Below are 15,056 nucleotides of genomic sequence, written 5' to 3' on the forward strand. Positions count from 1 at the left end.
GGCGCCCAGCTATACCGTGTAGTTGCCGGGCGTCAGGGTGAGCGTGCCGGTGCCGTCGGCGCCGATGACCATCGTGTTCCAGGACTTGCCGTCCGTCACCTGAACCTCGCTGCCGGCCAGCGGCCTGCCGCTGCGGTCCCTGGCCGTGACCTTCAGGTCGTAGTGCTCATAGTCCTTGTAGGCGCCGATGATGGTGTGGGCCACCGTGGTCCCGGCGTCGTCCGTGGCGAGGATCTGTCCCGACACCGATGTGCCGGTCTGCACGGCGTCGAAACTGGTGGTCAGGGTCACGTCTGCGGTGCCGTTGGCGGGGACGGTGACGCTCGGCGCGGACAGCGAGAACACGTCGGGGGACGTACCCGCGCTGGGCTGGACGGACAGGTGGAGGGTGACCGGGCTGCTGCCGGTGTTGGTGTAGGTCACCGTCTTCTGGGACTTCTCACCGGCCGGTGCCGAAAAGCTCCGGTAGCCCCCGTAGACGCTGCCGGTGGCGAACACGGTGTTCCGCACCGCGGCCGCGATGTCCAGACGACCGCTGCCGGCCGCATAGGGGGTGTACCGCGGGGTCCGGGCCGTGGTGCTGATCAGAGCGTCCTTGAGCTGCTGCCCGGTCCAGTCGGGGTGTGTCCCGGCGAGCAGCGCGGCCGCCCCTGCGACATGCGGGGTGGCCATCGAGGTCCCGCTCATCGTCTGGTAGTAGCCGCTGCCTTCGGATGCGTACTGCGAGCGGGCCGCCAGTACGTCGACACCGGGAGCGGTCAGTTCCGGTTTGAGGCCGCCGTCACCCATGCGCGGTCCGGTGCTGGAGAACCAGGCGAGATCATCGGAGCCGTCCACCGCGCCCACGGACAGCGCGGCGTCGGCGACGCTGACACTGTGTCAGGTCCGCTGTTGCCCGCGGCGATGGTGAACAGTGCGCCGGTCTCGCGGCTGAGCGATTCGACCGCCTGGCTCAGCGGGTCGCTGCCGTCGCTGGGACCGGAGCCGAGGCTCATACTGATGATCTTGGCGTGCTGGTCGCGGGCGGCCCACTCCATGCCGGCCAGGATCCAGGACTCCTGGCCCTCCCCCTGGTTGTCGAGGACCTTGCCCACGTGCAGGCGCGCGCCGGGAGCGACGCCCTTCTCCTTGCCGTCCGAGGCGGCGCCCGTTCCCGCGATGGTGGAGGCGACATGAGTGCCGTGTCCGTGGTGGTCCTCGATGTCCTCACCGGGCACGAAGCTCGAGGTGGCGCTGACCTGGCCGGCGAGATCGGGGTGCTGGGTGTCGATCCCGGTGTCCAGCACGGCCACGTCCACGCCCTGACCGGTGTCACCACCGCCCCACACCTCGGGAGCGCCGATCTGTGCGGTGCTGTCGGCCAGGTCGGCCTTCGCCTTGCCGTCCAGCCAGATCTTGGCGATTCCGGCGCCCAGCCGTGGCTCGGCCACGGCGGCAGCCCGCCCGGCGGAGGGTGCGCTGTCCGTAGTGAGGGAGGACCAGAAGGCGGCGGCGTCCGAGCGCTTCTCCGACACGGCCGCACCTTGGATGCTGCTCAGGGTGAGGGTCTTGGTCGCCCCCTTCGGCAGCGCCATGGAGGTACGGGAGCGGGCCGCCGCGTCGGTGTAGGTGACGATCAGCGGCAACTTGTCGGTGTGTGCGTCGTCGTAGTCGTCGGCCAGCAGTCGGGTGATGTCGAACATGCCCTGGTCCAGTCGTCCTGAGGCCACGTACGGCAGGACGGAGGTGGGGTAGACGTACGTGTCGCTGCCGACCGTGCTGGTCACGTATCCGGTGGGCCGGCCCTGGGGGTTCTCCAGGGAGCGGGTGACCTTGCCGTCGGCGGCGGTGGTCACGGTGACCTTGTCACCGGTGATCAACGTGACGGTCCGGGATGTCGGCCGGGCGGCGGTGGAGTGGCCGGCGGCACCGACGCCGCCGGTCTGCGTCGCGGCACCGGCGAGCGTTCCCGGTATCGCCAGGAGCACCGCCGACACCATGCCCGACGCGATGAACAACCTTCTTTTGGTGGGTCTTTGTGGCAAGACGGCCTCTCAGGTGGTTGACGCGAGAAAGTGATCGCGCAACGTCAATGGAAAAAGTGGCGGGTCGACCTGAAGTCGCTGGTGCAGGGTGCGCCAAGCCTCAGCAATGCCAGGCAACTTGAGGGAACCGACGTGCAAGGTGACCACTACGGGTGCCGATACGTCATCCGTGCAGCTCCGGTTGCATGTTGGTGCTGCTTGTGGGGGGTTTGGCAGCGTAGGTCTTGTCGGTGGATGTCAAGGTGTCTGATCTGTTGCGATTCGTTGATCGGCTGGGGGAGTGGATGTAAGGGAGCGGCTTGGTTCCGGGCTCAGTGCGGTCGATGGACCGACGAGCAGTCGAAGTGTGACCGGGGTTGCATGGTGCAGTCCCGACAGCGCAGCGGAGTCGATCCCCGGTCATCGGTCCGGGATTTCAGGCGCTGGTTTCCGAGCTGTCGTTGCATGACGGCCAGTTGGTGGTCAGGGCGAGGATCTCGGCGTCCTTCTTCACGATCACTCTTCGGCAGCAGGCGCAGGACTGCGCAGGCGTGGGAGACCGAGAGGTAGGCGGAGCGAACGAGCATGAACAGCGATCACGCCGGACCAGTGGGCGTTCGCGGGGCCGAGTTGCTCATCTGCACGGACGTAGTACTCGGCACCCGCAGTGTCTCGCGGACAGCGTCGGCGGAATCGACTTCACGAGCCTCACGAGCGCGGGCCGGCCAGCGCAGGAGCGTTGGCCGGCCCGATCCCCTCGAGTTCAGCAGCGAGTTGGTCTGAGGGTGACGTCGGTGGCGTCCGTGCTTCCCGGCCGTACCGTGACCGTCCTCGTCAGACCGGTGTATCCGTCCTTCGAGTAGACCAGCGTGGCGCGGTCGTCCCGCGGGGCCCACAACGACCAGTTACCGGCGTCGTCGGTCCACAGAGTGACGGTGGAGTGTTGGGTCCGAACCGTGACAGTGGCGCGCGTTGGCGAAGTGACAGTGCCGGTGCATCCGGCCCCCCTCACCGTGCCGCTCAGTCGGCTCCACTTCCCCGATGGCTCGACACGCATCGTGATCTGCACCGGTGCCGGCTGGACGGGGCCGTCGAGCCGGACTGCCAGCGCGGCAGTGTAGTTCCCCGGCTGGTCCACGGCCGACGCGTCGCCGGCGTTCAGGGTGAGCGTCACGGTTTTGCTCTTCCCCGGCTGCAGCGTGAAGGAACTGTCGCTTTCGGACAGCCACGGCACGTCGCCGACCGGCCCGCAGATGTCGTACCCCGGCAGTTCCTGAGCGGTCGGCGTGCCGTTGAAGTAATCGGCCGCGCCGCCGATCCGGTACACGCCGCACGCGGCGGCGCCACGGTAGAACGGCGCGGGTGCATTGGGCAGAGCACGCCATTCGCCGGCCACCGGATCGTAGGCGTGCCCCTCGTTGGTGACGGACGAGGTCGGGCCCGTGCCGCCCGCGACACCTCCGCTCATCAGCAGTTGCCCGTTGGCGACCGTCGTCGCCGCGCCCCACCAGCCGGTCGGCAGGTCGGCGACGTGGGTCCACGCGTCCGTGCGCGGGTCGTAGGAGTAGGTGGCCGCCGATCCGTCGCCACTGGCGGTGTCCAGTCCTCCGGCGCAGACGACCCGCCCGGCCAGTCCGCCGCAGGACATGAACGCCCGGCCTGCCGGGTAGTCCGCCGCGCGGCTCCACTGGTCGCGCACCGGGTCGTATGCGAAGACGGTGTTGGCGGCGGGTGCACAGTCGCCGATGTCGCAGCCACCCACCACGTACAGCCGTCCGCCGAGTACGGCGCTGCCTGCGGCGCCACGCGGCTCGGGCAGCGGCGCGCCGCGCGACCACTCATGGGTCGCCGGGTCGTAGATCTGTACGTCGGTGACCGCGTCCTGAGGTCCCCAGCCGCCGGCGACGACGAGCCGGCCGGAGACGAACGCCGCAGACGGTTGCTGCACCGGCACCGGCAGGTCCGGCAAGGCCGACCACAGCAGCCTGACCGGGTCGTAGACGTACCCCCTCGCGGTGGGCCCGTGCCCGTCGGGTGTGCCACCGACGACGTAGATCTTCCCGTCATCGCTTCGGGCCACCGCATTGTCCATGAGCGGGCCGCCCGGGTAGTCGGCCAGCGGTGTCCACACCGGCCCGTCGGAAGCCGTCGAGGCGGTCATGGCCGTCCGGGTGGTGACCATCGGCGACGCGCCGGCCTGCCGGTGACCGGAGCCGCGGGCGCCGTCCGAGGCGACGCCGGGGACACGCCGCACCGGAATCGGCGCGGATGCGGCCTGTCCGCGGGGCTGGGTGAAGCCGCCGGGCTGCTCGACGAGTGAGACATGCGCCGGCGCCGAGCCCGAGTTGGTGACGGTGAACGCCGCCTTCCCACTCTTGCCGAGCTGCACGCTACGCGTCACGGTCGCCGGTTTGACGGTCAGCGCCGCGGTGGCCAACCGGAAGTCCGCCCGGGTGACCGCGTCGGCCGAGACGGTCACCGGACGGGTCAGGCTGACCCGGTTGCGCGCGGACGCGGTGAACTGCTGGCGGCCGTCGCCCTGCGCGAACAGCGCGAAGTAGCCGTCACCGAGGGCGTCGTCCTCGGGCGTGGCCACCGACGTGGCCCGCGGGTCCGGGTGGGCCACCGCCGTCACGGTGGCACCGTCGACACCGTCGCCGGTGTTCGCGTCGAGGACCCGCCCGGCGACGATCCCGCCCGCCACCGGGTCACAGGTGCGGGTGCCGACGTACACGTCGTCGAGTTCCCAGTAGCGGCCGTACTGCCCGTCGTAGTGGAACCGCACCAGTACCCCGCTGCGGCCGGCTGCCTGCGGAATCGGCAGGACAAGGGGCCCGTTGATGATGGCCAGTCCGTGCTCCTCCCAGATCGTCGACCAGGTGGCGCCGCCGTCGACGGACACGTCCACGTCGGCCGCCTGGGTCGGCACGTAGCCGACGAATCGGGTGTGGAACCCGACGACGGGATGGTCGACGCCGGTGAGGTCGATCGGCGGTGTGGTGAGGGAGGAGTCCTTGTGGTCCTGCAAGAAGGTGTCGATGAGGGCGAAGTTGCCGCTGCCGGTCGTCTCGTTGTCGCGCGGAATCACGGTGCCCCGGTCGAACTCCCACCCGCCGTTCTCGGTGGCGTTGTCGACCCGCCAGCCGGCCGGAGTTTCCGTGGACTCGAACCCTTGGGCCGGCATGCCGGTGTAGTGGTGCCGATAGCCGGCGGCGGTACAGATCTCCTCATCGACGGGCACGGCGATGTCCTGATCGACGGCGGTGGCGTCGACGCTGACCGCCGCGTCGGCGGTGCGGTACCCCGGTGACTCGGCTTGCACGTGCAGGGTCAGGTCCGATTGCACGGGCACCCGCATGCGGTAGCGCCCGGTGAACGGATCGGTGTGGACGGCCGGCAGTGGCGTGCCGGGTACGGTCACCGTCGCGTAGAGCGGCCAGCCGTGCCCGGACCCGTCGTTCACCGTGCCGGACACCGTGACGAGTGGCCGCGCGTCGAGGGGGAAACTCTCCGTGGACGTCTGCCCGTCGGTGACCTCGACGGTGCGCTTGGCGGCGACGTAGCCGAACGCGGTGACCGCTACGGTGTACGTGCCGACGGGCCGGGTGATGTCGAACCTGCCGTCGGCGTCGGTGGTGGCGGTGACGTCGTGACCCCCGCCGCTCACCGTGACGCTGGCGTTCTTGAGTGGCGCGTGGCTGGTCTTGTCGGTCACCGTGCCGGCGAGATGGCCGTGGGGACCGGGTTGGCCGAACGCGGAGACACCGTTGGGTGTGCCGAGTCCCGTCGGCCCGTCGTAGCCCTCACCGGCGGTGCACAGGTACTTCGCGGCCTGGTCGCAGGAGCCGTTGTCGCCCGCTGTGACGTCGTTGAGGCTGCCGGTCGGCGCGGCGTAGGGATACCAGTTCGGTGAGTCGCCGGCCGCCGGCCGGCCGGCGAGGGCGTAGACGCCGGCGATGATCGGGGCGGCCAGGCTCGTGCCGCCGTACTGCGACCAGCCGAAGCCGCCGAAGGTCTGGTAGACGGCCAGACCGGTGAACGGGTCGGCCAGGGCGGACACATCGGCGACGGTGCGACCGTGGCATCCGGGGTCGTTCTGGAAGTACGGCTTCGGTTCCACCGCGGAACATCCGCTGCCGGGTGCGCCGGAGTAGTTGTTCCATACCGTCTCGGTCCAGCCGCGACTGGTGGAGGCGTCGCGGGTGAGCGAGGTGCCGCCGACGGATGTCACGTAGGGCGACGATGCGGGATACGACACCCCGTACCCGTTGTCACCCGAGGACGCGACGATCGCCACCCCCGGGTGCTGGTAGTGCTTCTCGCCGGCGGAGATCACGCCGGGGTCCTCGGGCCCGCCGTAGGAGTTCGACACCACCTGCGCGCCACTGGCGACGGCTTGGTCGACAGCCTGGCCCAGGTCTTCCGCGGAGTTGCTGTCGGCCTCGACCAGCAGGATGTGGCAGCGTGGGCACGCCGCCGAGACGGCGTCGAGGTCGAGCGAGATCTCCCCGGCCCATGACTCGTCCGGTACGGGGTAGTCGTGGCCGCCACGCTGGTCGATCTTGGTGAAGCAGCCGTTGTCAGTGGTGCACGGGGGCAGTCCCCAGTGTTCCCGGTAGGTTGCCAGGTCGGACTCGGCCGTCGGGTCGTCGAAGGCGTCCACGATCGCGACGGTGGCGCCGTCACCTCCCCCTGAAGGCAGGTTGTACGCCGAGGAGATGTCGGCCGGCCCGTACCCGTAGACCGTCTCGGCGGGGTCGGCCTGCCTGGACGCCGTCGGCGGGGTGCGGCGGATCGACTGGCACTGGGCGTACCCCACCCGTACCGGTTCGGTGCATATTCGCTCCGTCTTCCACTGACCGGCGGACGCACGGGAGCCGGTTGCGGTGGTGGCGGAACCTGTGGATGCCGTGGTCACCGGGGCCGCCGCGTGGGCCACGTCCACGGCACCGGGAAGACACTGGGCAACCAGTGTGCTGACAACTATGACAGCTGGCGTGAGCAGGCGTAGCAGGCGACGCGACATGATTGCTCCTCCCCAATCGGGCCGGCACCGAGCGTCGCGGTAGTCACGCCTCGTGAGGGGATTTCACATGGTTCCCGTGGTTTCCGTGCACCTGGCCCACCGGCGGCGAAACGGTAGCAGCGAGATGGCGCGCCATGGTGCCCGATTCGGCCAGGTGCCTGTTCCGGACGCAAGGGCCTATGATCACGGCCGTGACGGATACCGATGAGCGGGGAGCGTGGGACCTGGTCGGTCTGTCCGATCTGGACCAACAGGTCTACCGGCGACTCCTGTTCGACCCCAGGGCCGACGCCGAGTCACACGGCGACGCGCTGGGGTGTTCGGCCGCGCAGGTACGTGCCGCGCTGGAACGTCTGGTCTCCTTGGGCCTGGTACGCCGCGACACCGGGACCGGCGACCGTTACCAGGCAGTGGACCCACTCGTCGGCGTCGCCGCATTGGTGCGGGAACGGCGACATGCCCTGGACCGGCTGGAGGCGGCGTCGTACGCGCTGTCACGGGTGTTCGCCGCAGGGCTGATGCGCGCCGAACCGCGACGGCTGTTCGAGGTGGTCGAGGGACCCACGGCGACCGCGAGGCGCATCCACGACCTGCTCGGCTCGGCGAGGAAGGAGGTGGTCGGCATCGACAGCCCGCCGTATGTCGCACCGAGCAGCGCACACGTCGGCGACGCCGAACTCGGTCTGCTGCGCCGAGGCGTCCGGTTCCGCTCGCTGTACGCCAGTCAGGTCCTCGACGAACCGGCGCTCGTCGCCCGCATCCAGTGGATGGTCGAATCCGGCGAGGACGCCCGGGTACTGCCGAAGGTCCCCATGAAGCTGCTGGTGGTCGACCGGGAGACCGCCGTGGTACTCCTCACCGGCGAGGAGACCGCGCCGGAGACCCTCTCGATCGTGGCGGCGCGTTCAGCGCTGACCGACGGCCTGCAGGCGATGTTCGAGCAACTGTGGTCGCACGCCAGCCCGATCCGGTTCGGGCCGGGCGGCCACGGCGCCACGCGGGGGCGCGACGTCGGCACGACCGAGCTTCTCGACTTGCTCACCGCGGGGATGAAGGACGAGTCGATCGCGCGCCACTTCGGTGTCAGCGCACGAACGGTCCGCCGTCGGATCGGCGCGCTGCTCGACGAACTCGGCGCCACCGGCCGGTTCCAGGCCGGTGTCCGCGCGGTCAAGCGCGGCCTGCTCTGATCCCCGCGCCCGTGCCGGCGCGTGGCGGGATGCTCAGGTCGTCGGTATCCGGCAGTGAGTTGCGGAAGCCGACCGGGACGAGGCTGGAGCGACAGGGCGTCAGTCAGACGCCACCGGGCTGTGGGGTTCGTGCTGAGGCGCATGGTGACGCCCGACACCGCGCCCTTCATCAGCTCGCTGGGGGCTGAAGGGCACCGCGTGGCCGCCCCGGAGCCGGCGGGGCCGGCCGGCAGCACGGGATCAGCCGTCGGCTTCCCGCGCCACGCGTTCCAGTCGGCTCCGTTGGCCCTCCCACCATGCCTGATCACCTGGTGCCAAGTTCTCCTTGCCCTGCAGATACCCGACGGTTCCGTCGATGAGCTCTCGCACGATGTCGGCGTGGCCGGCGTGCCGCTGGGTATCGGTGATCACGCGCACCAGAATGTGGTGCAGGGTCACCTCTCGACGTTCCTCCGGCCACCACGGGACGTGGCCGATCGCGTCAAGCGTGAGCGTCGCGATCGTGCTGTCGGAGTGATCCCACGCCTGGCGATACAGCTCAACGATGTCTTCGCGTGACTCGTCCGCCGTGGCCCACATGTCCGCGTTGGGTTCTGCGTCCTCCGTGTACCACCAGGGCGGCGGCTCCTCGTCGAAGAACGGCCGCCCAAACGTGTCGCCGAAGTAACCCAGCTCCACGCCGGCGACATGTTTCACCAGCCCCAACAGGTTCGTGCCCGTGGGGGTCAGAGGGCGACGGATGTCATATTCCGAGAGCCCATCGAGCTTCCACAAGAGGGCATCACGCCCTTCTTGCAGGTATCGGAGAAGGTCAGCTTTCGGGTTCGGTTCGATCATGTCGAGCAGTCTTCCACCGGGCACTGACAACCGGGCTACACAGAACAACGAGGGACGCGAGGCCCGCCGAGTCGGGTTGGCTCTCAGTCAGGGACCCGGCGCCCCTTCGGCTCTCATGGGTGCGGCGGACCCAGCCCTTGCGGTACGCCGCCCAGTCCGCCTCCGTCGCGGCGAAGTCCACGTACAGGGCGACGCCGAAGCGGGTGCGGCCCGAGTCCGTGCGGGACAGACCGAGGCGGGCGCCGCGCACGGCGGCGGTGACCGTCTCGGCGGACGCGTGATGTCCCATGTCGTCCTCGTGGTAGAAGGGCAGGCCCATCAGCAGGTCCGTCGAGGGCGGGGTGACCTCCAGGGCGAGGGAGGTCTGCTGGGCGACATAGCCGCCGTACAGGCTCTGCAGTGGCAGCGCCGTGTCGTACGACATCACCGCGATCTGGTCGACCCGGCGCGCGACCTGTCCGAAGTAGCTCTGAGACCACCACTTGGGGTGTCCGGTGAGGCCGCCCGCCACGGAGTGGAGCGCGGGCAGGGGGTCGATCTGGTGGGCGGCCACCGAGAGCGGGGCGTGGTGGGCCTGCGTGACGTGGTGCAGGGCGTCGAGGAGGGCAAGGTAGTGGCGGTCGCCCGAGTGAAGGGGCTCCAGGTCGAAGTGGGCGCCGTCGAAGCCGGCCGCCAGGACCTGACGGGCGGAACGCACCACGGCGGCCCGTGTCGCCGGCCTCTCCAGCCGGAGGCCGACCGGCCCCTCGCTCGCGAGCTTGTCGCCGAGCCAGGCCTGGACGCGTACGCCGGGCAGCGCCCGGTGCAGGGCATCGATCAGCCAAGTCGCCTTCGGATAAGCCGACGTGGGCAGCGTCCCGTTGTGTTCCAGCGGGCCCGCGTGCACGTACAAGTCGTGGATGCCGGTGCCACGCACACGGCGCACGAGCGCATCGAGGTCCGTGCCGCGCTTGCGACCGTCCACCCAGGCGTGCCCGAGCCACAGGGCGTCCCGATTCCGGGTGTACGTCCCCTGCGCGGGGTCGCCGGCGTAGTTCACCCGCAGGGCAACGGCGGCGGCGAGGGTGGGCAGGAGGAGGACGAGGAGCAGACCGAGGGCGATCCGACGGACCCGGCGAAGCCAGGCACGACGAGGCGTAGCGTTGCCGCGGACCCGCCCGCCGGGGCCCATCCCCGGGGCGGCCTCACCGCCGGCCTCCGGCAGCCCTGGCTCCTGCGGCAACCGTGGCTCCGCCGGGTCGGTGACGAACTCCGACTCCGCCCGCTCAGCACCCGACTTGTCCGTAAGTTCTTGACCCATCCGCTCCGTGTCCATCCCCGTATTCCCCTCGCTCAGGCCCATACGTTAACCCGGCCATTCAGCGGAATCGGGTGAGCCGAGGCACTGAAGGCCCCAGCACGCCGGCAGGCGATCGGCTCGGGGCGTATCCCACCGCACGCTTTGTCCTCCTGGCCGAGCTCGACGCGGCGGCACCGGGGATCGCGCGATCAGGTTCCGGACCAGAGCGGTGACGAGCGGCGGATATCGCCGGAACGCCGGGCCCGTGGGCCCGGCGTTCCGGATCGTCGCCTGCCGGGGCGGCTTCTGGTGCCGGCGGGCGACGTGTGGGCACACCGCGCTCCGGCGGTGCGCCCACAAGGTCAGCGGAGACCGAAGGCCCGGATCACGGTCTGGGTGACCGCGTTGCCGGCACTGTCGTGGGCGCGGGCCCGCAGCGAGACGAACTGTGCCTGCTTCGGGGCGGACAGCCCGAACCGGCCGTCCTTTCCGCTGGTGATCTTCCGCCATGTGCGTCCGTCGTCGTAGGACACCTCCAAGGTGACCGCCGACAGGGTGCCGGCGCCCGTGGCGTGGGCGAGGTGGGCGACGGACGCCGCCAATGTCGTGTTCCTCGCGGCCTTGCCCGCCGCGTCGGTGTCGACTCCGTAGTCGATCTGCATGAGTGGCAGGACCGACTGCTCGTCCCCCACCGGAGCCTGGGAGGTGAAGTCCCACTCGGTGTGCGTGGTGGAGGAGTACGGGCTCACCGTGCTGTCCCGGCTGGCGTCCAGGACGAGACGGTAGGGCAGCTTGCCGGCGCCGGGTGCGTCAGCCTGCACCATGGTGTTTCCCGAGTTCTGGGCGAGCTGGGTGTCACCCTGGTAGAGCGTGAGGGTGTGCGGCATGCGCTGGTAGTCCATGGACATGCCGACGTGGTCCGAGCCGCCCCAGCCGGGGACGTCCAAGGTCAGCCGACTCCCCGTGCGGGTGGGCGGCTTGTAGTTGTTGTTCAGGTACGGGCGCTCGATGGGCGTGAACCATTGCTGTGTCTGCGTGGTGCCCGCCCGGTAGGTGGTGCGGGGCTCGATCTCGTAGAGGAGACCTTCGACGTATGCCTCCTGGCCCCAGGAGTATCCGGGCCCGGTGGAGACCCAGTCGACCCGCTGCGAGTTCACCGGCTCACTCATCGTCATGCCGATGCCCCAGTTGGAGTAGACCGGCCAGTCGAAGCGGAACTCACCGCCGCGCCGGGTCGTATCGGGGCTGTCGAAGTCGACGTTCACCCGCGCGAGGTTCTCCGGGCCGCCCTGGACGACCATGTGGTCCGGGATCTGGTTGTGCCACGTCCACATCAGGTCGTAGACGTAAGGGCTGACCGGCTGCGAGTCCGCCAAGAGCGCTGCCCCGCGCTCGGAGGCCTGGCCGAAGAGCTTCTCCCCCTCGTCCGTGCTCAACAACGCGACGTCGATCCGGGCGGGGGTCTCCTTCCACGGTTCCGGGCTGTAGCTCCGGAACCGGCGCCCGGGTTCGTTGTTCACGACCAAGAGGAGTCTGGCGCCCGCCTCGATCGCCGCGGCGGCCTGGTCGGCGTCGCTGATCGTGTCGTTGCGGCGGACGACCACCGCCTTGCCCCGCGCGTCCACGCCGGCGTAGTCCGCGCTCGTGCCGTCGCCGGCGGCCACGAGCGGGAGCTTGTAGTGACCCTGGGCCAGCGGGGTGACGTCCTGTTGCCGGAGGGCGTCGGTGAATTCGGTGGTCCTGGTGGCGATGGCGAGTGCCGGCTGCTCCTTGCGCCAGCGGGCGCCGAGGTAGAAGTCGCCGTGGGTCACCTTGTGCGTGGTGGGCTGGGCCCACAGGCTGTCGTAGCTGGTCTGGGTCTCCATGTAGTCGCGCCAGGTGCCGCCGCCCATCGAGCGGTTGTACTCAAGGCGCTGGTAGGTCGCCTCGGTCCGCTGCGGCGTGGTCATGTCCACCCGCTCGATCTTCGAGGCGTCCAAGGTGACCGTGGTGTCGCGGTCCATCACGACCTCGGGGTCACCGAGCAACGCCATCCCCATCGAGTGAGGGCCGTGGACACCCTGTACGTCCTTGAACTCCAGCACCGAGTAGACGTCGTTGGGGAGGAACATCTGCGCCGTGCCGGTCTCGTCGACGAGCCAGAACTCGGGCCCGAACTCACCGGACCGCAGCAACTCGACGACTCCCGACATCGGCTTGCCGTGTGCGTCCTTGAGGACCAGGGTCAGCTTGTGGGCGATGTCGCCCAGCGACACGGCCGTGTGGGTGACGGCCTTCCCCGCCGTGTCGGCCGCGACGACCTGTCCGGACCAGCGGCCGTTCCCCGTCGCTTCGGAGCCGTCGATGATGATCGTGACCTCGGCGGTACCGTGGGCCGGCACGACGACCTGGGGGGCGGACAACTGGAACATACCCGCAGGGGCGTTCGGGGCCTGCACGGACAGGTCGAGGGTGACCGGCGAGCCACCCATGTTGGTGTACGTGACCGGACGCCTCACCGCGTCCGACGGGCCCGTCGTCACCTGGCCGGCGAACGCGGTCGCGGAGGCGAAGACGTCGGCGCTCAGCGCCGACGGGACGTCCACCCGGCCGCTGCCCGCCTGGAAGGCGTTGTACTTGGGCGTCCGCTTCGAACTGCTCACCAGGAGGTCCTTCAACTGGGAGCCGGTCAGCCCGGGGTGCGCCGCCGCCAGCAGGGCCGCTGCACCCGCGACATGCGGGGTGGCCTGGGAAGTCCCACTGAACGTCAGGTAGCTGCCCTCGCCGGACGGCGAGTACTGAGAGCGTGCCGCCAGCACGTCGACGCCGGGGGCGGTGATCTCCGGCTTGAGCCCACCGTCGCCGACGCGCGGGCCCTGGCTGGAGAACCAGGCGACGTCGTCCGAGGAGTCGACGGCCCCCACGGTCAAGGCGGCGTCAGCCGCGCCCGGGCCGCCGATGCTGTAGTCCGAGCCCGTGTTGCCCGCGGCGACCACGAACAGGGCCCCGGTCTCGGCGCTCAGGCGGTCGACCGCCGCGCTGAGAGGATCGGTGCCGTCGGACGGGGCAGAGGAGCCCAGGCTCATGTTGACGATGTCCGCGTGCTGGTCCACCGCGGCCCACTCCATGCCGGCCAGCACCCAGGATTCCTGGCCGGAGCCCTCGTCGGAGAGCACTTTGCCGATGTGCAGATCCGCACCGGGCGCGACGCCCTTCTCCTTGCCGTCCGATGCGGCCCCTGTGCCGGCGATGGTGGACGCGACGTGGGTGCCGTGCCCATGGCGGTCCGTCACGTCCTCGTCCGGGACGAAGCTCTGCGCGGCCGCTATACGGCCGGCCAGGTCAGGGTGTTCGGCGTCGACGCCGGTGTCCAGGACGGCGACGTCCACGCCCTTGCCGGTGTCACCGGCCTCCCACGCCTGCGGCGCGCCGATCTGGGAGGTGGACTCGGCGAGATCCGCCTTCACGACCCCGTCGAGCCAGATGCGGGCGATACCACTGCCGAAGGCCGGTTTGCCGGACGCGGACGCCGCTGCCGTGGACCTCGAACCGGACGGCGGAGCGGAGGTGACAGCCCGCCAGAAGTCGGCCGACCGATCCCGGTCCTCGGACATAGCGGCACCTTGGACGCTGCCGAGGGCCCTGACACGGGTGGCGCCCTTGGGGGTTGTCGAGCGCAGCCCTGAGGCGGCCTTGCTGTCGTACGAGACGATCAGTGGCAACTGGTCGCGATGTGCGTCGTCGTAGCCGTCCGCGACGAGTCGGCTGATGTCGAACAGGCGCTTGTCCAGCACGCCCGCCGCCACGTAGGGGAGAACGGATTCGGGATACACGTACAGGTCGCCGTTCGACTCCATGATGCGTGCCTGGGCTTGTGTCCCGGCGGCACCACGCACATCGACGGTGCCGCCGGCAGCGCCGGACCGCCGTGTGACCACCACGTCTCCCGTGATCAGGGTGACCGAGTGGACGCCCGGAGGCACATTGCGCTGCGCGGCGGGAGCGACGGAGTCGGTGGCGGCGGCGTGGGCGGCGGACGAGGCGGCGGGCTGTGCCAACGACAGGAGGGCGGCGCCGGCGACGGCGAACACGCTCCAGCGTCTCGGTGATGATCTCAAGGAATTCCCTGACTCTTCCGTAGGGCCGGGCAGGCCCGCAAGCGATTCATGGCTGAAGTGACGGATCGGCGCCGTGATCGGATGGCCGACGCCGCGGACCGATCGTGGGGGTTGTGGGATCGCGGCAGGTCGGCGTGGACGATCAGAGTTAAGGCTTGTGGCCGGGAGATGTATAGATCAGACTCGTGTCTGATATCGCCACCTGGCGAATCGCGCCACGGCCGGACGGGCTTGGATCAGACTGGGAAGACAGGGCGTTCGGAGTCCTTGTTGGGTAGCTCGACTCGAGAACCGAGCCTCTTGTCCACAGCCGCCCGGGGCGCCGCGATCATCCGGTCCGGCGTCCTGGCGTCTGCGGTTGTCGGTGTTGAAGGAGGCCTCCTTTCGCGTATCGGCACGAGCGCGAGGAACTGACAAAGCGAGTCGATGAGGCACGACGGGCACTGGACTCGCGGTCGGTCGCCGGGTTCAGATCCAGCCTTGCCTGGCGGCCTCGGCGCCCACCTGGAAGCGGGTCTCGAGGCCGAGGCGGGACGCGATCGTGGCGATCCGGCGGGTCACGGTGCGCGCGCTCGTGCCCAGTTGCCGGGCGATCGCCTGGTCCTTGTAGCCCGCGTGCAACAT

The 15,056-nt window shown here is 69.9% G+C and carries 7 protein-coding genes; 1 reads left to right on the forward strand and 6 read right to left on the reverse strand.

Going from position 1 to position 15,056, the window contains the following annotated elements; genetic code table 11:
* Positions 1–9: 9 nt before the first annotated feature.
* The 3 genes from VXC91_RS13540 to VXC91_RS13550 all read right to left on the reverse strand — a co-directional run bounded on the left by VXC91_RS13540 (position 10) and on the right by VXC91_RS13550 (position 7,029).
* Complete coding sequence (locus VXC91_RS13540; RefSeq protein WP_329507399.1) at positions 10–846, reverse strand: S8 family serine peptidase; 837 nt, start codon at positions 844–846, stop codon at positions 10–12.
* Positions 759–1,997, reverse strand: a complete 1,239-nt coding sequence (locus tag VXC91_RS13545; protein WP_329507400.1) for a S8 family serine peptidase — start codon at positions 1,995–1,997, stop codon at positions 759–761. Before VXC91_RS13545 ends, VXC91_RS13540 begins: the two co-directional genes overlap by 88 nt.
* A 769-nt stretch (positions 1,998–2,766) precedes the next feature.
* On the reverse strand, positions 2,767–7,029 hold the full coding sequence (locus VXC91_RS13550) for a carboxypeptidase regulatory-like domain-containing protein (RefSeq protein WP_329507401.1): 4,263 nt from the start codon (positions 7,027–7,029) through the stop codon (positions 2,767–2,769).
* Positions 7,030–7,220: 191 nt separating this feature from the next.
* Here VXC91_RS13550 and VXC91_RS13555 point away from each other — a divergent pair, with 191 nt between their 5' ends.
* Positions 7,221–8,219, forward strand: coding sequence for a helix-turn-helix domain-containing protein (locus tag VXC91_RS13555; RefSeq protein WP_329507402.1), 999 nt, complete (start codon positions 7,221–7,223; stop codon positions 8,217–8,219).
* A 240-nt stretch (positions 8,220–8,459) separates the two neighbouring features.
* Here the strand turns inward: VXC91_RS13555 and VXC91_RS13560 are convergent, their stop codons facing one another.
* The 3 genes from VXC91_RS13560 to VXC91_RS13570 form a co-directional block, all read right to left on the reverse strand.
* The gene (locus tag VXC91_RS13560; protein WP_329507403.1) at positions 8,460–9,056 is read right to left on the reverse strand and encodes a DinB family protein; all 597 of its coding nucleotides are present in this window, start codon (positions 9,054–9,056) and stop codon (positions 8,460–8,462) included.
* On the reverse strand, positions 9,031–10,227 hold the full coding sequence (locus VXC91_RS13565) for a glycoside hydrolase family 18 protein (RefSeq protein WP_329507411.1): 1,197 nt from the start codon (positions 10,225–10,227) through the stop codon (positions 9,031–9,033). The genes VXC91_RS13560 and VXC91_RS13565 overlap by 26 nt, the downstream gene beginning before the upstream one ends.
* Positions 10,228–10,697: 470 nt before the next feature.
* Positions 10,698–14,432 (reverse strand): S8 family serine peptidase, encoded by a 3,735-nt coding sequence (locus VXC91_RS13570; protein WP_329507404.1) that lies wholly within the window; start codon positions 14,430–14,432, stop codon positions 10,698–10,700.
* Positions 14,433–15,056 lie beyond the last annotated feature (624 nt).

This window comes from Streptomyces chiangmaiensis, assembly GCF_036281785.1.
Lineage (GTDB): Bacteria > Actinomycetota > Actinomycetes > Streptomycetales > Streptomycetaceae > Streptomyces > Streptomyces chiangmaiensis.